The sequence below is a fragment of the Parahaliea mediterranea genome (genome assembly GCF_017255185.1).
In the GTDB taxonomy this organism is placed as follows: domain Bacteria; phylum Pseudomonadota; class Gammaproteobacteria; order Pseudomonadales; family Halieaceae; genus JAFKCZ01.
The window spans coordinates 82,387-104,506 of record NZ_JAFKCZ010000009.1 but is presented as its reverse complement, the minus strand read 5'-3'; the positions used below and the strand labels follow the sequence as shown (position 1 = coordinate 104,506).

Sequence of the window (22,120 nt, the reverse complement as noted above, 5' to 3'; positions counted from 1 at the left end):
CCCCCAGCCCTTTGCTCGCCTCTCTATTCGCCTCTCTATTCGTCTCTCTATTCGACATCGAGGGCCTCTGTCTGTCCGCCCCTGAGCAGCTTGACCTGGTTTTCGAGCCAACCGGTGAGCCAGAAATTGCCGGCGCCTTCGCGCAACACCTCGTGCGCCTGGATCGCCAGACCGGTCGCCGCCGCGTGTCCCGGTTCGGTACCCAACACCATATCCAGCAGGTGCAGGGCCTCTTCCGGCCGCCCGTTGGCCAGTTTACTCGATGCCCGCTCCACCAGCGCGTCGGCCCCGGCCAGTTCCACCAGGTCGGCGTGTACGGATTGGGCCGGCACGCTGTACAGCTCGGTGGTCGACTGCTGATGGAACCAGCCCGCGTAGTATTCCCAGATGGCGCGTACACCCCAGGATACCTTGCCATAGCCCTGCCCCACTTCGCACTCGGGCGGCAGGGCGATCTCGCGCATCAGTGTGTGCACATCCCTGCCCGCGTTCATCCCCTTCACCGTCTCCTCGTGCACGTGGTGGATGGCGTCGCGGTAGGCCGCCAGTTCGCTAGCGATTAGCTCCGCCCCCTCGACCGGGGCGTGGTGACCGTAGAGGATCGTCTCGGCACCCAGATCCAGTACGACCTGGGCGGCGGCGGCGCAGGTCAGCGGGTCCCGATAGCGGTCGCCCCGGATCGTACTCAGGTTGGGAAAATGGCCGAAAGGGCAGCCGAACAGGTTGCCGGTCAAGCAGATACGCTGCCGCGGCAGCCAGATCACCAGGGAGTCATTGGTCTCCGCCCCCGGTACGGCGATCAGCTCCAGTTCGAGTCCGCCCAGTTGCAAGCGGTAGCGTTCCTCGAAGGTGATATCCGGCGTCGGCCGGTCCTGCGGATTGATATCGGTATAGCCCTGCGCCGCGTAGTAGGCGAAATCCGCGGCGAAGGCCTCCTGGAAGCGAAAGGCCGAGCGCCGGGCGCGAAAGGCCTGCAGTCGCGCATCGTAGGCCTGGTGCTCGGTGTTGCCGGCCTGGGCAATGTAGCGCAGGCCGGGATTGCGGTCGCGGAAGTACTGCACGCCGCCCACATGGTCGACGTGCCCCTGGGAGGTAATGACGTAGCACAACTGGTCGGCCCGCGCCGACAGCCCCTGGAAGTTGGCGTGATGCACCGGCGCCTCGAAGCCCATGCCGGTATTGACCAGCACGCCGCCCTCCCCCGTCTCGATCAGGTAGCTGTTCGAGCAGCCTTCCGACAACAGGATAAAGTCGTTGATCCGCTCGCCGCCGAAACGCGCGGCGGCGGGCGCGACCGGGCGGTGTTTGTAGATGGGGTCTCTCATGGTTGTCTCGTCCTCTGCCCAGGCATTGCGAATCACCATTGCGGACACTGCCCTATGGTTTCGCGGCTGGTCGAGTACTCAACCACGAAGGACCAGGCAAGGTGCTCAGTTACAGACCTGCATTATTAATTGCCCGGCCATTGACGACGCAACGTTCAGCACCTTCCCGTGCGCGCCGAACCGTGCCTGAGTATAGTTGAGTGAACCCCTATGCCTGGAGAACGCATCTCCTTGAGCCGGGTGCCAAACCTCTGCTCGGCATTCAGGCACGCGCTTTCAACAGTGATGCCAGCTGCTCGACAGCCGCGGAGGTTTCCGCTTCGGTCAGCGCACCGAAGCCGAAACGTATGTGCCCCTGACCGGATCTACCGGACCCAAACTGGCTGCCGTGATTGAAATCGCCGTGCTGCAAGGCCTCCAGTTGCCGCCGCCCCATGCCCTCCCCGACGTTGACCCACAAGGCCATGCCGCCGGCGGGCAGCTCGAATTCAACCCGGTCGTTGAACACCCGCCGAAACGTTTCCGCCGCGAAGTCGCGCCGGGCCCGGTAGAGCTTGCGTACCCGGCGGATATGCTTCTTGACCTCGCCGGACTCCATGAGCCCGGCGACGGCGAGCTCCCCCACGGCGCTGCCCTGCCGGTCGATCAGCAGGATTTCCTGGGCGATGCGGTCGATGAACTGGCTGCCGGCCACCAGGTAACCCAGGCGGAGACCCGGCGCGAACACCTTCGACAGGGAGCCGATATGGATGACATTTTCCGAACCCGGCAGGCTGGCCAAAGGGGGGATCGGCCGGCTTTCATAGTGAAATTCGTGATCGTAGTCGTCCTCGAGTACCGCGAAACCGTACTCCCGTGACAGTTTGAGCAGCATCAGACGGCGCTCCATTGCCATGGTCACCGTGGTGGGATACTGGTGGTGCGCGGTGGTGAACACCGCCGCCACCTTGTGCCGCTTGAGAATGCCCTGTAGCGCGTTGGTATCCAGCCCCTGCGAGTCGAGCTTGCAACGTACAACCCGGAATCCGTTGGCTTCAAAAGCCGCCAGCGCCGGCGGGTAACTCAGTTCTTCCAGCACAATGGCGCCCTGCCTGGGATCGAGCACCCTGGATGCCAGAAAGATGCCCATCTGGCTGCCGCGCACGATGCAAATCTCGTTATCGGCAACGCGCATAAACCGGTCCATCACCAGCATTTTCTGGATCGACTGGCGAAGTTCCACGGTACCACGCGGATCGCCGTAGCCCAGGTGTTGCTGCTTGATCGAGCGAATCAGCGCGCGGCGATAGGCCCGCGACAGCAGTTCGTAGGGAATCAGCCGAACATCGGGGGTGCCGTCGTTGGCCCCCGGGGATTGATCGCTTGCCGACAGTATATTGCTGTACAGGCTGGCCACCAGCGGGCTAGCCGGCCGCATGGCCTGCCCCGCTCGCGCCAGGCGATCGCTATCGCCCGGGAAGTCCCGCTCCGGCAATACATCGGCAACAAAAGTCCCCCGCCGCGGCTGCGATACCAGCCAGCCCTGGGCTTCGAGTTCCTCGTAAACCGCCTGCACGGTCTTTCGGTTCAGGTCCAGTTGCTGTGCCAGCGTCCTCGAACCCGGCATCCAATCACCGGGGGCCAGGCGCCCGCTTTGTATATCCAGGGTCAACTGGTTGACGAGTTTGTCCTGTAGGGAATCGCCCGGGGCGTCACTGAGCCAGAACCGGGTCTGCCAGGGCCTGAGCATGGCGCCTCCAAGCTGGACCATTGTGAATTTGGAAACTGGATGTTTCTGTGGGTCCAGTAGATTCGTAGTCTGTAACCACTGCTTGCTGAAGTCAATTGCAAGCGAACGCGAATCAACGAAGGAGAGCCTCAATGGAAACAGCTTCAATGAGCAAGCAGGCGCTGATGCACAGTGCCGAGCAAAGCATGAGCAGCCTGATTCCGGACATGGACCTGGGCAGCCGGGAAAAACTCGCCCTCACCTGCCGCATCCTGTTCGACCAGGGCCACGATGCCGGGCTGTCCGGCCAGATCACCTGCCGCTCGGAACAGCCCGGCGCATTTATTACCCAGCGCTTCGGCCTGGGCTTTAACGAAATCACCGCCGCTAATCTTCTGGAAGTGAACGAGGACCTGGTGCCGGTGGATGGCGAGGGCATGGCCAACCCCGCCAACCGTTTTCACACCTGGATCTACCGCGAACACCCCGAGGTCAATTGCATCATCCACACCCACCCCACCCACGTCTGCGCGCTGTCGATGTTGCGGGTGCCTTTAATGGTGTCGCAAATGGATATCTGCGCCCTCTACGACGACTGTGCTTTTCTCGCCGACTGGCCAGGCGTCCCCGTTGGCAACGAAGAGGGTGTCATTATATCCGAGGCCCTGGGGCAGAAACGGGCGATCCTGCTGGCCCATCACGGGCAACTGGTTGTCGGTAAAAGTATCGAGGAAGCCTGCAACCTGGCCATCCTGATTGAGCGCGCGGCCAGGCTCCAGCTGCTGGCCATGTCCGCCGGCCAGATTCAGCCCCTGCCCAACGCACTCGCCGCCGAGGCCCACGACTGGGTGACGACGGAGAAACGCAGCCGGGTCAACTTTGCCTACTACGCCAGAAACGCTTTGAAAACCCACCGCGATTGTCTTTAGCCCAAGGAGAACACCATGAACTTATCCGGCATCATTGCCTATCCCATCACACCGTTTTCCGCCGATGGACGCGGTATCAACCTGCCCGTCCTGACGCAATCCCTGGAACTGTTGCTCGCCAGCGGTTGCCACGCCATTGCCCCCCTGGGCAGCACCGGCGAGAGCGCCTACCTGAGCGAGGACGAGTGGCAGCAGGTCGCGGCCCATACGGTAACCACCGTTGCCGGTCGCGTTCCGGTCGTTATCGGGCTGTCGGAACTGACTACCGAGGGCGCAATCGGCAGGGCAAAATTTGCCGAATCCATCGGCGCGGACGCGATCATGGTCATTCCGGTGTCCTACTGGAAACTCACCGACCAAGAGATCCACGCCTACTATCGCGAGATCGCCGCTGCGGTTTCGCTGCCGATCATGGTGTACAACAACCCGGCGACCAGCGGTGTGGATATGTCGCCACGCCTGATCGTTGACATGTTCCGGGACATTCCCAATGTACAGTGGGTCAAGGAGAGCACCGGCGACATCCAGCGCATGCACGCCATCGCCGAGTTATCCGCCGGGGAGCTGCCGTTTTTCAACGGCAGCAATCCGCTGGCATTTGAAGCGCTGTGCGCGGGGGCCAGTGGCTGGTGTACCGCGGCCCCCAATGTGCTTGGCGATCTACCCCGGGCTCTTTACGAGTACGTATACGATGGCAACCTGAAAGCCGCTCGCGACCTCTTCTATCGCCTGCTGCCGATGTTGCGATATGTGGTCGCCGGTGGACTGCCCAAAACGATCAAGGCCGGGCTGGAGCTCCAGTCCATTGCCGCGGGCGCGCCGCGCAAGCCACTGGCAGCGGCGAGCGACGAGGACATCAGTGAACTGCGCCGGCTACTAGCAGCGGTACAGTAGAGCTAACACCCTAATACGCCGTAGTGAATCGGTCCGCTTCACTACGGCGCCCCCTCTTGCCGCTCGGAGTTATCGAAGAGCCCGGTTAAGATCAGCTCCCCAATTTTTCCCGCACCCACGCTATCGCCTTTTCCAGTTGCAGATCGCGACCCGAAAGGAGCATCCCGGGCGTGTTCTCCACACGAATATCGGGCGTTACGCCAATATCGCCGCCGGTTCCCCAGTTGCCGTGCCGATCCTGCACCCGCTGTGGCGGCGCAGATATCCGGCCATTGTTCACCAGCGGCAGGGGCAAGCTCGGCCCAACCAGTCCGCCCCAGGTTCGCGTGCCCAATACCGGGCCGAGCTTTGCCTGCTGGAAAAGAAAGGGGAAACCATCGCCACCCGAATAACTCCAACCGTTGGTCAGGGCAATTTTGGGCCCGCCATTGGCCAACTCCGGTAGGGGATAATTACTGGAGTTTCGAAAATTGAAGTAATTCAGCACAGGACGATTCAGCAACTCGATCAAACGATCGCCGAGAGCACCCCCTGTATTAAAACGGGCATCCACGATCAATGCGGTTTTGTGGCTTTGGGCGCGATACTGCCGCATCAGGTCGTCCTGCCCGTTGCGAGCCGTATTGGTCAGGTAGATGTAGCCCACACGGTCGTCGGTGGCTTCCGCCACCGCGTGGCGATTGCTCTCCACCCACTCGAGCTCACGAAGCCTGCGCTCGGACAGAATTGTCTCGATTTCCACATACCGCAGCCTGCCGCCTCGAGGCCGGTCGCTCACCGTGAGCCGCACCCGTCCGGTCTTGTGCTCCAATGCCCGCCAGGGCGTCATTTGAACGTCGAGCTCCCGGTCATCGACCGCGATGATGTAGTCGCCTTCGGCAATATCTATTCCCGGCCCGGCCAGCGGGGAACGAAGCGAACTCAACCATTGGTTAGCCCGCATAATATGCTCAATGCGATACCCGCCATTGACAAACCTGATGTCGGCGCCAAGCAAGCCAGTGGAATCATTGGACCAGCGCTTGCGAGCGAATGACTCCGTAGCCCAGATGTGCCCGGCCGAAAGCTCGCCACCAACGTCCCGCACCAGTTGGTTGAGGTCATCTTGCGTCACCACTTCGGGAAGCAGATTGGCGTACCGCTGGTAAATCATTGGCCAATCCAGCCCATGCATCTGCGAATCGTAGAAAAAGTCACGCAGGTACCGCCAGGCCTCCCTGAGAATCTGGCGATTTTGCAGTTTCGGCTCAATCCACACATTCAGCTCGGGTAGTGGAAACTCCTTAATCCGGTCATTGCCGTTGAGATTGCGCAGTACGTACTGGTCCCGGTGACGCAACAGCACCCTATTCTCCGCGACGGCAAGGAGTTCACCATCGGCGAGCATGCGCTCTTCCGTCCCTGTTCGCCAGTCATAGCGGTATACGCCCGCGCCTTGGGGGTCCTGCTCGCCGCGCTGGTACAGTAACTGGTGGCCAATACTGCGCAAGCGGAACAGGTCTCCGTCAGGCACGGGAACCTTGACAACCCGGCGGTCGATGACGCCGGATTCAGGTTCGCCCGGAGAATTTTCAAGCATCGCTTCCTGCTGGCCCTGGAAGGGTACCGGGGTAGCGACGTCCAGCGGTATCACATACACCCCTCCAGATCGCGTATAGGTCCACGTGGTGTCGATATCACCGAAAACCGGGTTAAATTCGCGCCGTGACAACATGCAAATGTATGCATTCTCACCACAAAATACGGCTTCGAAATCATCGTGATAGCCCGAACTCAACGCAATGCTTTGCCCTTTGGCGACATCGTGGGCGTAGACAGCCTTATTGCGGTTTTTTCCCCCCACGGTATAGAGTAGCCAGCGGCTGTCGGCAGACCACGACAGCGTTGCATTTTCCAGATCAAAATGCCCGCGCCAGGCTCCCTGGTTCACTTGCCTGTGTTCTCCGTTGGCAACTCGCACAATGAACAGGCGCTGCCGCTGATCGAACAGCGCCAGGTAGCGACTGTCTGGCGACCATTGCGGCGGGTAGAGGAATCCAGGAGCGAAGTCGCCAAGCTGCCGGGAGTCTCCGTCAGGCCCGCGAACATACAACTGATACTCACCGGTCGAGTCCGATACGTAGGCGGTTTGCTCGCCATCGGGAGAAAAACTCGCGTAGCGTTCGGCAACGCCGCTGGTACCGCTCAGATTCTCCAGTAACTGACTTTCGGGCTGGTAGACCAACAGCTCCCCGCCCGGGGAGAGCAGAAGTTTGTCGCCTTCATGCGACAGGTTGACCTGACCGACCTGGTCGTTCACTGAAACATAGCGCGCTTGTTGATGAGGGTGGTTTGCGGGGAGTTCCAGCGGCACCTCCACGAATTGTTCGGATTCCAAATCCAGCAAATACAGCCGGCCCGCCTGGGTAAATACAATCTTGTCCGCGCCGATTGCGGGATGCTTGACGTCGTACTCGCTGAAATTAGTCAACTGCCTCAGATTACCGGTGCGGTGCTCCCGCAGCCACAGATTGGCGCGCTGCTCGGCGCCGCGCTCGGAAAGAAAATAGACCCCCCTCGCTCCCCACATAGGGTCGGTGTCCACGCCCTCATCCGATGTCAACCGGTCCGTGCTATCGTCAGAGAAGCGGTAGCTCCAGATATCCGGCGCGCGGCCACCACGGTAACGCTTCCAGGTTTCATTACCATCCTGGAAGTCCTTCTTGTAGGTGAAGACTATTGACTTTCCGTCTGGCGAAAACCCCGCCTTCTCGCCGTATACCAATGGCTGCTTTTGCGGAAGACCGCCTTCAACAGACAGGCGATAAAACTGATTGAAGTTATGGCGGAAACTTTCCCTCGAAGAGGCTATTAGCACAGCGCTTCCATCGGGATACCAGTCCAGAACACGATCTGGTTCCGGGTGAAAGGTAAGCCTGATTGGGGTGAGAGTATCCAGGTCCAGAGTGTAAACATCCTCGGCGCCCGAGGGCGAAACACCTGTGAAAGCCAGCGAACTGCCGTCCGGAGAAAAGCGGCCGTGAATCTCCCGCCCTTCCAATACCGTCACCCGGCGAGCCTTCCCACCGCCGAGAGGTACTACCCACAAATCGTCGGCATAGCTGAAACTTATCAATGTGCTGGATACATCCGGGTGGTGTACCAGCGCTTGCACTTCGGTTCCCATCAGCGCAATACAGCACCCAATCCAGCAGGCAATTCGTCGCAATGAATCCAGCATTTGCATGGTTTTCCTTAGTGATCAGTCGATTTCGTGAGAGCCGGGTTCCGATCCAAAGGCACGGGTATACCGGCTTTCACCACCATTACGACACGCCTTAAATTACTGACATCGTCCAGAGGGTCCCCATTTACGGCCACAAAGTCAGCCGCCATGCCTGGTTTCAGGCGCCCTACCCTATCCTCCAAGCCGAGTAACCTGGCTCCGCCCACGGTGGCTGCAAAAATGGCGTCCTTCGGGCTCATACCAATCTCCACCATCCATTCGAGTTCCCGGACATTTTCACCGTGAGGCACTACACCGGCGTCTGACCCCATGGCAATTGGTACTCCGGCCTCATAGGCCTGACGCATCACCTTTGGCGTGGTCTTTAAAATCAGGTGTGCGCGCTTTTGAATATACTCCGGTTCATCCTCTCCGAGGTCGCTTAGGTTATCCCTGACACTCAAGGTTGGAACCAGGTAGACCCCTCGTTTGCTCATGGCACGAATAACACCGGAATCGAGGAAGGTGCCGTGCTCGATGGAGTCGACCCCGGCGGCAACCGCCATTTCTATTCCCTTGGTGCCATGGGCGTGCGCTGCAACTTTCCGCTCCATACGGTGGGCCGTGCTAACGATCTCGGACATTTCATCCATGGTGAACTCGGGATCGGCATCCGGCCCACCCTGGGGTTTTCCTCCGCCACCGGTGGCTGTGATTTTGATGACGTCGGCCCCGCGCTTGATTTGATGGCGCACAGCTCGCCGGCAATCGGTTGCCCCGTCACAGCGACTGGCGACATTGTCCGGGCTCCACAGCCCCTGATTCGGCCCAACGTCATCAGAATGTCCGCCGGTTATCGACAGAGAAGCACCGGCCGACAGTACGCGTGGACCGGGAATTCGTCCCGCCGCTATGGCATCGCGAAGATAGAATATGGCGGCGCTATCGGCCCCCAGATCACGCACGGTGGTCACACCGGCTTGTAGCGTGGCGCGGGCATTGGCGGCCCCCGCCAGGGCGAATTCCGCGGCGGTCATTTCGTAGGCGCGCTGTTTACCCTGAAAATCAGACAATAAATGAACATGGGCATCGATAAGGCCCGGCAATACAGATTGTTCGCGCAAATCAACCACCTGAATCGTTCCCGCGATCCCCTTGAGCCTACTATCACCAGGGTCTAGAAAGCCTTTGTGAACCGCGACCACGGAACCGTCGGCGACCAGCAGCGATGCCTCGCTCAGCGGTGCGGCCGCGGGATCCACGAGCAGCTTTCCCGCATGGACCAGTAGAGGCGGCGGGGAGGTGTCCGGTTCGATGTCGCTGCTGGCGAGCCCGGCCGCCAGCGCGGTCCGGGCACCCGCCAGAGCCAGTACGGCCAGGGCCTTCAACGCGCGCAATTGACGAGGTTTGAACATATTTACACTCCACTATTGTGAATCAGAAGCACCAAAGCCTTTGAGGTACACCCGGACAGGCGTCGTCAATAGACACCTGTCCGGGTACTCAAGGGGATTGGGGATAATTCGGGCGTGGCTCGCCCGCGACCTTCATGGCCTAGTTGGTCATGAAGGTCCACTTCAGCAGATAGGTAGTGGGATGCACTCGTACGTGTATGCCCGCGGTTCCCGCGCCGGCGCCAGATACAAAGTCATCGTCTTCGTTGAGGTTATTGACAACCAGGGCGAGCCTTTGCCGATCCCACTCAAGCCCGGCATACAGATTGACGATATAGTAGGAGTCGGCGGTATAGGGGTACTCGCCACGGGTCTCGTCCACTATGGACGCCTGGTTGAACACCGAGTCGCGGTAATTGGTATCGACTCGAATATAGCCGTCTACCGCACCAATCGTATACTGGTATTCCAGATATGCGCTGGCTGTGTTCTCTGGTGCATTCGGCAGCGGATAGCCCGAAAGGTCCACATTTCCGCCATTGAGTACGGCATTTTCAAAATCCACATACTCGGCATCGAGATAGCCATAGCCCAACCCCGCGCGCCAGCTCTCTCCCAGCAGGGTATCGACACTCAGTTCAAAGCCGTCTGACTTTGCGCTGGGTGCGTTCTGAATTCTGTCCAGGGGCACAAACTCGCAGTTTTCATTGCCATCCTGGGGACGCAGTGAGCCATCGGCTTCACGACAGAATGTTTCCCGGGTCGTGGTCTGGAAGTCGTCCCAATCCATGGAGAAAATCGCCGCGGACAGGCGCGTGCGGCCTCCGTTCAATTCAGCCTTAACCCCCAGCTCCATATTGGTGAGTTTTTCCTTGTCGTACACGCTGGAGTTGGCGCCCCCAGAGTCCGGGTTGGCACGCGCGCCAGCGGACTTGTACCCCTGGGACCAAACACCATAAACCGTCCAGTCTTCGTTAACATCCCAGTTCAAGGCGAGGCGCGGAGAAAAATCCGTACTGTCGTTTCCGGCTCGGGTGCCTTCGATCTGGGCCGTGCGCCCGCCGCTTATCCGGCCATCGATTACCGGCAATGGAGTCATCTGGTCGGGCCGCAACGTGCAGCCATCAGCCAGGGCATCGCCTTCGGCACGGTTAGCACAGGCTGCGAATACATTGCTCCATACCTGCTCTTCTTCGTCGGACGAGTATCTGCCACCAATGGTGAGCGTTAGCGCGTCGCTAATGTGCCAGTTGATATCACCAAATAACGCCCACCCCTCCCGTTCAAGATCGATGGTGTTTTCATTGGCATAATCCCCCGCCATCCACGGCCCCAGAAAATCGCGGATGATGATCCTGTTATTCGCGGTCAGTTCATCTTTGTAGACAAGGCCGCCTATTGTCCACTCCAACACCTCGCTGTCGGTACTGAACAGCCGCAATTCCTGGCTGACAGATTCGGCGCTGTAATCGTTTTCGCGATCAACTAGCGGCGTGCCACCTCCGTCGAGATCATTGAGCTGATCCAGCTCACTGGTGGAGCGTCCGGTAATGGACACAAAGCCAAACTCATCGCCGGTGTATCGCAGGCGAAGGTTTAGCACATCGTCTTCAAGATCGGTAAAGCCCGCAGTATCCCGACACGCTTTGTCGTCGGTATTGAAGCTCAGGCCGCAGGTAATGCGTTCGTCATCCAACTGCGAATTGGGTCCAAAGCGTGACTCAATACCCACCGAAACGCGGGGCGGCAGGTCACTGTCTTCGCGGATTCGAGTCGCGGAAAAGTCCGCTTCCCAGTGCTGGGAAATATCCCAATGAAACGCCAATCGAACATTGTCATTGTCATAACTGCTCTCGCCACCACCAGGGCCCACATTCTCAACGGGCCCATCACTGGTGGCCTGCTCCACCGTGAGTCGGGTAAAGAAATTTTCTGTAATTGGTACGTTGAGAACGCCGCCAATTTGGTGGGTTTGGAAGTTTCCAATCCCCAGGTCTACCCGCGCGAACAACTCGTCGCTCGGCTTTTTGGTGGTGATATTTATTGCCCCCCCGGTCGAGTTGCGGCCAAAGTAGGTACCTTGGGGGCCGCGCAGAATCTCCAGGCGCTCAATATCATACAGCTGGGGATTGGGGGTACCACGCGCCGCGGTTCCCACGCTGAATTCATCCACGTAGACGGAAAACGCACTGGTCGCGGACACACGCTCGGCATTTTGCAGGTCTGAAATCCCCCGGATAGATATGTTCAAACCCTTGGGGCCCTGCCCGCCCACCTCTGTGTACGACACGTTCGGTGTTGCCTGAAGATAATCGGTGGCGCTTTGCAAATTCTGTTTTTCGATTTGTGCGGCGCCAAATGCCGTAATACTGATCGGTACATCCTGAAGCGACTGCTCGCGTCGCTGCGCCGTTACAACCACCTCCTCCAGTGCGCCCGGCTCGGCCAAGACCATTGGTGATGCAAACGTAGCCAACGCGGTAGCAACACCCAAGCTAAGCGCATTTGTTCGACCAAGGTTTTTTTGCACGGCTCATTTCCTCCAATCAACGTTTATTCAGTTATTTTCGTCAACCGCCACGGCACGGAGCCCAGCTCGCGCCACAACAAGAGCCCAACATATAACCCGATCTTATTTTTAGCGTCAAATATTTTATATATAAAGACATGCGGCAAAATATATCGTCATTATCGCCTTAATTCGTCTATTTTGCGCTATTTTGCTTACATTATCTGCAATTTACTCGACTTATATGAGGCCATCCGCACTTCAATATTCACATTTAAACCCATTATTTTTTATAGAAACACGCGATGATCGTGTTGAGCTGTCGGGGATGTGAGCAGGTATGCCAGGTACCCACGGCTGTCATCGTCGCGACTGAGACGCGGCTCACGAAGAGGAGAATGCAAAGTTTACGGGCTGCCAGGCTCGCGCTGCCTGGCCGACAGTGCGTTCCACCTATCCTGAAATTACTATGGGCAGCAAAACCGGGAAAGCAGGTCAATCAACCGGAGCCCGACCCCATCATCCGTTGAATCAGCGACCAAGCAGCAATACGTCACCCGTGCGACGCCGCCTGCAAGCGGGCTGAACATCTGGGAGAAGAACAGGAAAAAGCTGGAGAACCACAACAACCGGGTGACATTGCACGCGATTCTTGGGCGAATCGATCCGGGCAAAAGCCCACGGCCAGGACTTCTTGCCCGGATGAAGTGGAAGACTGGGGCCACCAGGCAACGGACACCCTGCCTGAAAGCGGCCCAGCTTACCTGTCGCGGATCACCGCTTCGGGGGCGGCGTTGGCTTGGCGCCCTCCCGGGAGGGCCTTAATCCCCGGGTCGCTCACAGGGCGACGCGCAATGCACGTTTGTCACCGACCCGCCGGCGGCGAGTTCGCGAATCCAGTCCAGCGCGCGGACGCCGCCGCTGCTGCGTGTATAGAGCTCGGGAAAGCGCAACACGGTGTGAAATTCCCCGTCGGCGGTGTAGCCCTGGAAATGGGGGAGCGACGCGGCCAGGTCCTCCCGGTTCGCGTCCAGCCCGGGCAACAGCTCCGCCGGGTGGCCCAGCCGGGCCATGAACAGCTCCTGCACCTGGTCGTAGGCATTGTCGTACTGATGGAAGCGAATATCGGGGAAGGCCCCGGCGGCGACCCGGTACAGGTCCAGCAGACCGGTGTTGTCCATGGTGTGGCGCTCGGCGTCGAACCAGGCCGGCAAGTCGTTGAACACGCCCCAGTTGCGCCACAGCATCACCGGCGGTGGCATGCGGTAGCCGCCACCGCCTCCCGCGAAGTGAATCACTTCGGCTTCGGGAAAATCCACGGCCACTTCCGCCGCCAGGATGGGCGAAGCCACCGCGCCGGCGCTGGCGCCGGAAACCAGGATGTGCCCGGCGTCGCCGAAGTGCTCGCGGGCGTAGTCCAGCACGGCCCGGGCATTGATACGGCCGCGGTGATGTATGGCCACCTCGCTGCCGTCCTCGCGGCGATAGGTTATGTCACGGGTGCCCAGGTGCACGTCCCCGGTGCAATAGGCGGCGAACACCTGGGTCCAGTCACGGAAGGGGTTCTCGGGATTGTCCTGGGCGAAGGCGCCGTCGAGTGTGCGTGGGTCGTTGCCCCACTCCCGGCCAGCCTGCACACGGTAACTGAAGCCGCCCTCGGCGCGATTATTGGCCGGATCGCAGCTGTCGGCGGACCAACAGGCCCCGCCGCCGTTAAAAAACAACATCAGTTTGTCACTGCTGCCCTCGCGCACGTGAAAGGCATAGGGACTGCCGTCGGCGCACAGGGTGTCGCCGCCGGGGTGGACAGTCCGCCAGTCATCTGCCTGCGCGCCAGCGCCCAGCAGCAAGCCGGCGAGCGCCAGATACCGAACAGTGTGAGTCATGGTGTGTCTCCGTAGGCGGCGATACATTCGACCTCCACCCGGCCACCCAGTCCCAGGCCGTTGGTGCCAAAGGCGCTGCGGGCGGGAAAGTGTTTGTCAAAAAAGGTTCGGTAGACCGCGTTGAAACGTTCCCACTCGCCGATATCCGCCAGCATCGCGGTACACTTCACCAAGTCGTCCATGGTCAGGTCGTTCCGCTCCAGTACCGCGCGGATATTCTCCATGGCCTGGCGCGCCTCGCCCTCGATGCCCCCCGGCGCCAGCTCCAGCGTGCCCGGCTTGACGCCCAGCTGGCCCGCGAGGTAGAGCGTATCGTCCACCCGCACGGCCTCGGAAAAGGGCAGTTGCGCATCGATCACCCCGCCGCTGTTGCGGTATTCCACTTCCGCCGTCCAGGCTCCCGCCGGCACCAGGCACAGCGCCGCCAGGGTGTACCGCCATTGTCTTGCTATCATCGTCAACTCCTTCCAGCCCTTCCCGGGCACAGGTAATGGCCGCTCCGGAGAGCGGCCGTGGGTACCTAGTCAGCAGGTCCCGGTCAGCAGGCCCTAGTCAAAGGTATAGGCCAACTCAATTCCGTAGGTCCGGGGGTCCCCGGGAAAGTCCACAATGGTGCCGAAGAAGTCGGACTGGTTGTTGTCGGAATACTCCTCGTCAAGCAGATTGCGTGCCCACAGGTAGACCGACCACTGCCCCGGCGCTTCCAGGCCGATACGGGCGTTGAGAATGTCATAACTGTCGACATAGCCGAAGGGAATGCTGCTGCCCGGGCTGGCGACCTTGACGTTGTCCTCGGTGGTGTAGGTGCCATCGGTGTAGGTCCAGTCCACCCGGGTGACAAACTCCGCGTTCCACGCATCCAGGGGGTGGTTGTACTGGGCGGCGAAGGCCGCGCTCAACTCCGGTGCCAGGGGTAGTTTGTTGCCGCCCAGATCGGCGCCGAGACCCGCCGGGTTGCGGCTGGTGCCGCCGCCGGGGAACTCGTCGAACTCGGCGTCGTTGTAGCCCACCGAGCCCTGCAGCATGAGCGCCGCGCCGGGGTACCAGGTGGCCTCGGCCTCGAAACCTCGCGACTGCACCTTGGCGGCGTTGCGAATGGTGATGGCGGAGAGATTGTTGCCCAGCTCCACGAACTGGTTCAGCTGGTAGTCGTCGAAGTCCATCTGGAAGCCGGCCAGGGCGAAGCGCAGGGAATTGTCCAGCGCGGTGCCCTTGAGCCCGATCTCATAGGCGTCGACGGTTTCGGTGTCGAAATCCAGACCGTCGTCGAATACCGCCTGGGGCACAAAGTCGACGTTGAAGCCGCCGCTCTTGAAGGCGGCGCTGTACTTGGCGTAGATATTGATCGTGTCGGTAATGGCGTAGGTCAGGCTCAGGGTCGGCGAGAAATCGTCATAGGACTTGTCGTCCTCGTACACCGCGGTGGTGCGTCCGTCCACGATCGGACCTTCGGCGACGCCGAAGATCTGTGCCACGGATACCGGAATGGTGCCCAGGACATAGACCACGTCACCCAACATGGTGTAGTCGACGGTCTTTTCCTCCTCGGTGTAACGCGCGCCGAAGCCCAGGGTCAGGCGATCGCTCAACTCGTAGGTACCGTTGATGAATACCGCCCAGCTCTCGGTATCCACCTCGCCGTAGGTATTGAGCTTGGCGCCGGTGAACAGGTCGCTGAAGGGCGCCAGCGGCACGCCCAGCGCACTGAATAGCACGTCGGTCTGCGAGCCCAGGGTGGGAACCCGCTCGCTGGAGGCGCTCTGATCGTAGAGGTACAGCCCGGCCACGTACTGCAGGCGCTCGCCCTCCGGGGAGAAGAACTGGAATTCCTGCGACCACTGCTCGTACTGGTCGGGGTAATCGACCGTGAGGATATCGTTGGCGGAATGGTCGGAATCCTGGATACGCCGCGAATCGGTGTCGCGATAGGCGGTGATCGAGCGCAAGCTGTAGTTGTGTCCCAGGTCGATGTCGGCGGTGGCCGACACGCCCCAGACCTCGCGCTCCTCGTGGTTGTCGATGTTGTTCGAAATGCGATTGCGCTTTGGCGCCAGCGGGTCCGGGGCGACCGTTCCCGACCAGTCGGTCTGGGCTTCGCCGAAGAACGACACCCGTTCGGACTCCAGGTAATCCGCGGCCAGGTTGATATCCAGACGGTCGCCCTGGTAGCGCAACTGCCCGCGATAGGAGGTCCCGTCGCGCTCGTTGAATTCGGTGCCAGTGGTAATGTCGCGGATATAACCGTCGCGGTGATTGTCGCTGACCGAAAAACGCGCGGCGAGACTGTCGGTGATGGGCGCATTGACGATCGCGGCGATGCGGTGGGAGTCGAGATTGCCGTATTCGCCGCGCACCTCGGCCATGAATTCCCGATCCGGCTTGTTGGTGATCAGGTTAATGGCCCCGGCCACGGTATTCTTGCCGAACAGCGTCCCCTGCGGGCCGCGGGCGATTTCCACCCGCTCCAGGTCGAGGATGTCCAGGTTCTGGGCCGGCGACTGGCCGAGGTAGACCCCGTCGAGGTACATGCCCACCCGGGTATCGAAACCGATGTTGCGCGTGGTGGCGCCGACGCCGCGGATACGCACCGCGGTGTTGGTGTCGTTACCCGAGGTCAACGACACATTGGGCACGAACTCCGCCACTTCGCGCATCTGCCGCACGCCGGTCTTATCCATCGCCTCGCCGTTCATAACAGCAATGGATATCGGCACGTCTTCCAGGCTTTCACTGCGCTTCTGCGCGGTGACGATCACTTCTTCGATCATTCCCTGCTGGGCCATGGCATCCAGTGACAGTATCACGGTGGCGATGCCGAGAGACAGGGCGAGGGGTTTCTTCTGCATGGCGTAATGGTCCTTTTTGTCTATTGTTGTGGCTTATTTTCTGGATCGTGCAGGGTACCGGTCGGGTGCGGCACTAACCGCGGCGTCGCCGCCCCTTGGCTGCTCGATATACCGACTCGTCTGACAGCGTGGCACAGTAAAGTATCAAAGTTTGCCAGCCGTGGCACCTGACATTAAGAGACTCAAACACAACATTTGAGGACATTGCGATCGGCAAAATGTCGCCGTATACGGTGGCGACTGACTGAGCCAGCAAATTTCTTCCCATTGAGACGGCGCGCGGGGGGCGACGAGGGAGAAGGACAACTCCGCGTCGATTACTTTGTTGCGAAAATCGATTGGGCCGCTCCCCGGAGCGGCCGCGGTCAATCAGTCAAAAGTATAGGCCAGTTCGATGCCGTAAGTGCGCGGATCCCCGGGGAAATCCACGATGGTACCGAAGAAATCGGACTGACTGTTATCGGTATATTCTTCATCCAGCAGGTTGCGTGCCCACAAGTACACCGACCACTGGCCAGCGGCCTCAACACCGATACGGGCATTGAAAATATCGTAACTTTCAACATAGCCAAAGGGGATGCCGCTGCCGGGGCTGGCGACCTTGACATTGTCTTCTGTAGTGTAGTGACCCTCGGTATAGGTCCAGTCCACGCGGGTGACAAACTCCGCGTTCCACGCGGGCAGAGGATGGTTGTACTGGGCCGCGAAGGCCGCGCTCCACTCCGGCGCCAGGGGCAGCTTGTTTCCGGACAAATCGGCACCAAGGCCGCCAGGATTGCGGCTGGTGCCGCCACCGGGAAACTCGTCGAATTCTGCGTCGTTGTAGCCCAGTGAGCCCTGCAACATCAGCGCCGCGCTCGGATACCATGTGGCCTCGGCCTCGAAACCTCGAGACTGCACCTTGGCCGCATTGCGGATAGTGATGGCGGACAGGTTACTGCCCAGCTTTACGAACTGGTTCAGCTGGTAGTCGTCGAAGTCCATCTGAAACCCGGCCAGGGCAAAACGCAGGGTATTGTCCAGCGCGGTGCCCTTAAGTCCGATTTCGTAGGCATCGACCGTTTCAGTGTCGAAGTCCAGGCCGCTGTCGAGTACTTGCTGGGGCACGAAGTCGACATTGAAACCCCCGCTTTTGAAGGCGGAGCTGTACCTTGCGTAGATATTAACGGTGTCGCTAATCGCATAACTCAAACTCAAGGTAGGCGAGAAATCATCGTAGGACTTTTCGTCCTTGTACACCGCGGTGGAATATCCATCTATGATGGGACCTTCGGCGATACCGAACACCTCAGACAAAGATACCGGAATGCTGCCCAGGATATAGACCACATCGCCCAGCATCGTGTAGTCGACGGACTTCTTCTCCTCGGTGTAGCGAGCCCCAAAACCCAGGGTCAAGCGATCGCCCAGCTCGTAGGTGCCATTGACGAACAGCGCCCAGCTCTCGGTGTCGACCTTCCCGTGGGTACTTAGCCTGGCACCTGTAAACAGATCGCGAAACGGCGCCAGCGGCACGCCCAGGGCATTGAAAAGCACGTCGGTCTGCGAACCCAGGCTGGGAGACCTTTCGCTAATGGCGACCTGGTCGTAGAGGTAGAGCCCCGCTATGTATTGCAGCCGCTCGCCTTCGGGAGAGATAAACTGAATTTCCTGTGACCACTGTTCGTACTGGTCGGGGTAGTCGAGCCTCAGGATATCATTGGCCGATTGATCGGAATCCTGGATGCGCCGCGCATCCGTGTCGCGATAGGCGGTGATCGAGCGCAGACTGTAGTTGTCACCCAGATCGATATCGGCGGTGGCCGAGACGCCCCAGACCTCGCGCTCTTCGTGGTTGTCGATATTGTTGGAGATGCGATTGCGCCCGGGCGCCAACGGATCAGGGTATACCCTGCCAGACCAATCGGTCTGGGGCTCGCCAAAGAAGGATACGCGCTCGGATTCAAGGTAGTCCGCCGCAAGATTCACGTCTATCCGGTCGCCCTGGTAGCGCAATTGGCCCCGGTAGGAGGTACCGTCGCGCTCGTTGAATTCCGTGCCGGTGGTGATGTTCTTGATAAAACCATCACGATGGTTGTCGCTGACCGACAATCGAGCGGCGATACTCTCGGTAAGAGGGGCATTGACGATAGCGGAGATGCGATAGGAATCGAGATTACCGTACTCGCCGCGCACATCGGCCATGAAACTTCGATCCGGTTTGTTGGTGATCATATTAATGGCGCCGGCCACTGTGTTCTTGCCAAACAGCGTCCCCTGCGGGCCTCGGGCGATCTCCACTCGCTCCAGGTCCAGGATATCGAGGTTCTGGGCCGGGGACTGGCCGAGATAGACTCCATCCAGGTACATCCCAACCCGGGTATCAAAACCAATGTTGCGTGTATTGGCTCCAACGCCACGTATACGTACCGCGGTGTTGGTGTCGTTGCCCGCGGTGAGCGACACATTCGGTACGAATTCGGCCACCTCGCGCATCTGTCGGACACCGGTTTTGTCCATCGCTTCGCTACTCATGACAGCGATGGAAATTGGCACGTCTTCCAGGCTTTCGCTGCGTTTTTGCGCAGTGACAATCACTTCTTCAATCAATCCCTGCCGGGCAGAACTGTCCAGGCATACGACCAAAGTGGCGATACCGACAGACAGGGCAAGAGGTTTCTTCTGCATAGCGTGCTGGTCCTTATTGGTTATTTTTCTGGGCTCTTTTTTCAATCTTCAGCTGTAGTAAGCCGTTGCGGATGCCGCTGGTTTTTCCGTATCACCCTCGTAGCAATGTGTGATTCATCGGATCGCCAAGCAGCATCCACGGAAAGTATCTAGGAATGGTCACAAAGACGCTTGACAGCAAGCGACGCTCGTATGACATTAAAAGACCATGGAGATTTTCGGCGTTTTCCACGTTCCGGCGCTCGCAGCAACCGAGGATTCACGTGTCACCTGATAAAACAATGCTAATCAGCAGCGCCATCATGTCCGGCCTGCAAGCCGCCGCAAAGGAACTCAACATCGACCTCGATCCGGCACTTCGATCACGAGGCCTCGACCCTTCCCTATTATCGAGCCCGGAAGGTTTTATATCCCGGCAGGCTTTCAATCAATGCATGGAAAACCTCGCGCGGGAATATCGCTGCCCGCATCTGGCCCTGGTAGTTGCAAAACATGGCAAGTCGATTGGTTCGAGTGTGCTATTGAATCTGGCTAGAGCCTCCGCCACGCTGGGTGACGCGCTTGACAATTGCCATAGGCACATGCGGCTTATTACTGAAACCCGCTGGAGAATACAGCGCGAAGCCGAATTCGTGACCCTGATCCGAACCGTGCCAAACGGAGCCGATGGACACAGCCCTCAGATCCAGACCTTATCGGTAGCAAAACAAGTCAAGTTGCTACGAGAAATTCGCGGCAGTAGCTGGAGCCCGCTATCGGCCTCCTTCACCTTTCCCGCACCACAGGACCGGCAACACTACCAGCGTTTCTTCGGCGCACCCGTTTACTTCGGCCAGGAATACGACGGCATGCGCCTTGCCGCCGCGGAGCTCGAGAGTCCCATAGCCACTCACGACCCCGAAATGCTGGCGGTACTGAAACAGCACTTGGTCAACCGCGGAGCGGTCATCGCCGGCAGCCTGCCCGACAGGGTGAGTACCGTCATCCGGCAGCACCTGGGCCGCGACAGCTGCACTCTGGCACAAGTGGCGTCGGAACTCGGCCTCCACACCAAGACCCTGCAGAGGGCCCTGCGACGGGAAAATTGCTCGTTCAAGAGCCTACTGCTTCAGGTCAGACTGGAGGCCGCGCAATACCATCTGTCCAGCTCGAATATCGAGCTCACGGCGCTGGCGGACCTGCTTGGCTACAGCTGCCCCAGCGCCCTGTCACGCGCCTTCAAGCTGCGTCACGGTCTGTCGCCGCAACAGTGGCGCAACCACAATGCCGCGCCCTCCCTCGCGGCCGTGTAGCTGACCTGGTCGTTCGGGTCGCCCATAGACGTTGAAGGCAAGTAGTTAAACCGGGACACCCTTTTCCCCGGGCGGGCACCGGTGGCCTCCGTGCCGATCACGGTATTGGCTAGAATAGCGCACAGGCATTCTACTTCGGCACACGATAGCAGGCTTGAAATGACCGGCACTTCCCCCTTTACTCCCTTCACCATTGGCCCTCTTACGCTGCGCAATCGCTTTATCAAGTCGGGCGCCAACGAGGCAATGTGCATCGACGGCCTGCCGACCCGGGCGCTGGTCAAGCACCACCGCGAGCTGGCGGCGGGTGGCGTGGGCATGACCACGGTAGCCTATATCGCGGTTTCCCGCGAGGGCCGCACCCTGCCCAATCAAATATGGATGCGGCGCGACGCCCTGCCCCACCTGCGCGCGCTGACCGACGCCGTGCACGGCGAGGGCGCGGCTATCTCGGCGCAAATCACCCACGGCGGTTCCTTCGTCACCGGCATGCACGTCAGGGGGCGCACTCTCAGCTCCTCCGCGGGACTCAATGTCGCGGGATTGTTGAAAGGCAACCTGCTGCAGCGGTCGATGAACGAGGACGACATGGCGCGGGTCACCGCGCAGTTTGTCGACACCGCCAGGCTTGCCGTCGAGGCCGGCTTTGACGCGGTGGAACTGCACATGGGGCATGGTTACCTGCTGAACCAGTTTATATCGCCGTTAAGCAATCGGCGCGTGGACCGCTACGGCGGCACCGCGGACAACCGCGTGCGCTTTCCGGCCCGGGTGCTGGCGGCGGTCAAGGAGGCCGTGGGTGACCGGGTGGCGGTACTGGCCAAGATCAACGTGGCGGACGGGGTGCGCCGCGGGGCCGATGTCGACGACGCAGTGGTTACTGCCCGCGCCCTGGAAGCCGCCGGCGCCGACATGCTGGTGCTGTCCGGCGGCCGCAACGTCGAGTCCACCTGGTTCATGTTCGGCTCCAACATGGACCGTCTGTCGATCAGCAAGGTTCTCAAGGAAAACGGTGACCACCTGACCGCGATGATGATGAAGGCCGCCACGTCCCGCGAACCGCGGGTCGCGTTCAGGGAAATGTACTTCCGCGACTATTCGCTGAAGATTCGCGCGGCCGTGTCGATGCCCCTGGCCTACCTGGGCGGGCTAAAGTCCCTGGACAACGCACAGACCGCCATGGACGACGGCTTCGACTGCGTGGTGGCGGCACGGGCGCTGATTCGCGACCCGGGATTGATCAATAAATTCAGCAACGGCGAGGCGACCGCCTCCGACTGCGACAACTGCAACGCCTGCGTGGCCTATATCTATCACCGCGCCGGCACCTGGTGCATCAAAAACCCGCCCAACGATCCGGACCTGAACAACATCCCGGCGGCAAACATACCCTAGCCACGGGCTTTTGGCCCGGTGTTTACCGGCGCGTGCGTGCCGATCGCATTGCCAGTCTCACAACCGGCTG

Annotated in this window: 13 protein-coding genes; 4 read left to right on the top strand and 9 right to left on the bottom strand. The window is 60.0% G+C overall.

Annotated elements, in window-relative coordinates; all coding sequences use genetic code 11:
• Nucleotides 1-47: 47 nt before the first annotated feature.
• The gene (locus JYP50_RS13510; RefSeq protein WP_206561073.1) at nucleotides 48-1,325 is read right to left on the bottom strand and encodes an alkyl sulfatase dimerization domain-containing protein; all 1,278 of its coding nucleotides are present in this window, start codon (nucleotides 1,323-1,325) and stop codon (nucleotides 48-50) included.
• Between the two features lie 262 nt (nucleotides 1,326-1,587).
• The gene (locus JYP50_RS13505; protein ID WP_206561072.1) at nucleotides 1,588-3,054 is read right to left on the bottom strand and encodes a PLP-dependent aminotransferase family protein; all 1,467 of its coding nucleotides are present in this window, start codon (nucleotides 3,052-3,054) and stop codon (nucleotides 1,588-1,590) included.
• 131 nt (nucleotides 3,055-3,185) lie between these two features.
• Between JYP50_RS13505 and JYP50_RS13500 the strand changes: the two genes are divergently transcribed.
• Together JYP50_RS13500 and JYP50_RS13495 are read left to right on the top strand one after the other, a co-directional pair.
• Nucleotides 3,186-3,962: an aldolase gene (locus JYP50_RS13500; RefSeq protein WP_206561071.1), complete on the top strand. Its 777-nt coding sequence runs from the start codon at nucleotides 3,186-3,188 to the stop codon at nucleotides 3,960-3,962.
• 15 nt (nucleotides 3,963-3,977) lie between these two features.
• Nucleotides 3,978-4,856: a dihydrodipicolinate synthase family protein gene (locus JYP50_RS13495; protein WP_206561070.1), complete on the top strand. Its 879-nt coding sequence runs from the start codon at nucleotides 3,978-3,980 to the stop codon at nucleotides 4,854-4,856.
• Between the two features lie 91 nt (nucleotides 4,857-4,947).
• On the opposite strand, the gene JYP50_RS13490 is transcribed toward JYP50_RS13495, so the two are convergent.
• The 7 genes from JYP50_RS13490 to JYP50_RS13460 form a co-directional block, all read right to left on the bottom strand.
• A complete protein-coding gene (locus tag JYP50_RS13490) occupies nucleotides 4,948-8,082 on the bottom strand; it encodes a S41 family peptidase (RefSeq protein WP_206561069.1) in 3,135 nt (1,044 codons plus the stop codon).
• A gap of 8 nt (nucleotides 8,083-8,090) precedes the next feature.
• Entirely contained in the window at nucleotides 8,091-9,476 is a 1,386-nt protein-coding gene (locus JYP50_RS13485; RefSeq protein ID WP_206561068.1) for a metal-dependent hydrolase family protein, read from the bottom strand.
• A gap of 139 nt (nucleotides 9,477-9,615) precedes the next feature.
• Nucleotides 9,616-11,985 carry a TonB-dependent receptor domain-containing protein gene (locus tag JYP50_RS13480; RefSeq protein WP_206561067.1) on the bottom strand — a complete coding sequence of 790 codons (2,370 nt, stop codon included), beginning with the start codon at nucleotides 11,983-11,985 and terminating at the stop codon, nucleotides 9,616-9,618.
• Nucleotides 11,986-12,785: 800 nt separating this feature from the next.
• Complete coding sequence (locus JYP50_RS13475) at nucleotides 12,786-13,850, bottom strand: pectin acetylesterase-family hydrolase (protein ID WP_206561066.1); 1,065 nt, start codon at nucleotides 13,848-13,850, stop codon at nucleotides 12,786-12,788.
• Nucleotides 13,847-14,305, bottom strand: coding sequence for a Rid family detoxifying hydrolase (locus JYP50_RS13470; protein WP_206561065.1), 459 nt, complete (start codon nucleotides 14,303-14,305; stop codon nucleotides 13,847-13,849). The genes JYP50_RS13475 and JYP50_RS13470 overlap by 4 nt, the downstream gene beginning before the upstream one ends.
• 93 nt (nucleotides 14,306-14,398) lie before the next feature.
• Entirely contained in the window at nucleotides 14,399-16,696 is a 2,298-nt protein-coding gene (locus JYP50_RS13465) for a TonB-dependent receptor (protein WP_206561064.1), read from the bottom strand.
• Between the two features lie 369 nt (nucleotides 16,697-17,065).
• Nucleotides 17,066-19,363: a TonB-dependent receptor gene (locus JYP50_RS13460; protein ID WP_206561063.1), complete on the bottom strand. Its 2,298-nt coding sequence runs from the start codon at nucleotides 19,361-19,363 to the stop codon at nucleotides 17,066-17,068.
• A 302-nt stretch (nucleotides 19,364-19,665) separates the two neighbouring features.
• Between JYP50_RS13460 and JYP50_RS13455 the strand changes: the two genes are divergently transcribed.
• Together JYP50_RS13455 and JYP50_RS13450 are read left to right on the top strand one after the other, a co-directional pair.
• Complete coding sequence (locus tag JYP50_RS13455; RefSeq protein ID WP_206561062.1) at nucleotides 19,666-20,655, top strand: AraC family transcriptional regulator; 990 nt, start codon at nucleotides 19,666-19,668, stop codon at nucleotides 20,653-20,655.
• A 159-nt stretch (nucleotides 20,656-20,814) separates the two neighbouring features.
• Nucleotides 20,815-22,050, top strand: coding sequence for an NADH:flavin oxidoreductase (locus tag JYP50_RS13450; RefSeq protein WP_206561061.1), 1,236 nt, complete (start codon nucleotides 20,815-20,817; stop codon nucleotides 22,048-22,050).
• Nucleotides 22,051-22,120 lie beyond the last annotated feature (70 nt).

What these genes read in the sequence shown, in the direction of transcription:
- JYP50_RS13510 (WP_206561073.1), bottom strand. Translation starts at nt 1,325, where the DNA reads ATGAGAGACCCCATCTACAAACACCGCCCGGTCGCGCCCGCCGCCGCG.
- JYP50_RS13505 (WP_206561072.1), bottom strand. Translation starts at nt 3,054, where the DNA reads ATGCTCAGGCCCTGGCAGACCCGGTTCTGGCTCAGTGACGCCCCGGGC.
- JYP50_RS13500 (WP_206561071.1), top strand. Translation starts at nt 3,186, where the DNA reads ATGGAAACAGCTTCAATGAGCAAGCAGGCGCTGATGCACAGTGCCGAG.
- JYP50_RS13495 (WP_206561070.1), top strand. Translation starts at nt 3,978, where the DNA reads ATGAACTTATCCGGCATCATTGCCTATCCCATCACACCGTTTTCCGCC.
- JYP50_RS13490 (WP_206561069.1), bottom strand. Translation starts at nt 8,082, where the DNA reads ATGCAAATGCTGGATTCATTGCGACGAATTGCCTGCTGGATTGGGTGC.
- JYP50_RS13485 (WP_206561068.1), bottom strand. Translation starts at nt 9,476, where the DNA reads ATGTTCAAACCTCGTCAATTGCGCGCGTTGAAGGCCCTGGCCGTACTG.
- JYP50_RS13475 (WP_206561066.1), bottom strand. Translation starts at nt 13,850, where the DNA reads ATGACTCACACTGTTCGGTATCTGGCGCTCGCCGGCTTGCTGCTGGGC.
- JYP50_RS13470 (WP_206561065.1), bottom strand. Translation starts at nt 14,305, where the DNA reads ATGATAGCAAGACAATGGCGGTACACCCTGGCGGCGCTGTGCCTGGTG.
- JYP50_RS13465 (WP_206561064.1), bottom strand. Translation starts at nt 16,696, where the DNA reads ATGCAGAAGAAACCCCTCGCCCTGTCTCTCGGCATCGCCACCGTGATA.
- JYP50_RS13460 (WP_206561063.1), bottom strand. Translation starts at nt 19,363, where the DNA reads ATGCAGAAGAAACCTCTTGCCCTGTCTGTCGGTATCGCCACTTTGGTC.
- JYP50_RS13455 (WP_206561062.1), top strand. Translation starts at nt 19,666, where the DNA reads ATGTCCGGCCTGCAAGCCGCCGCAAAGGAACTCAACATCGACCTCGAT.
- JYP50_RS13450 (WP_206561061.1), top strand. Translation starts at nt 20,815, where the DNA reads ATGACCGGCACTTCCCCCTTTACTCCCTTCACCATTGGCCCTCTTACG.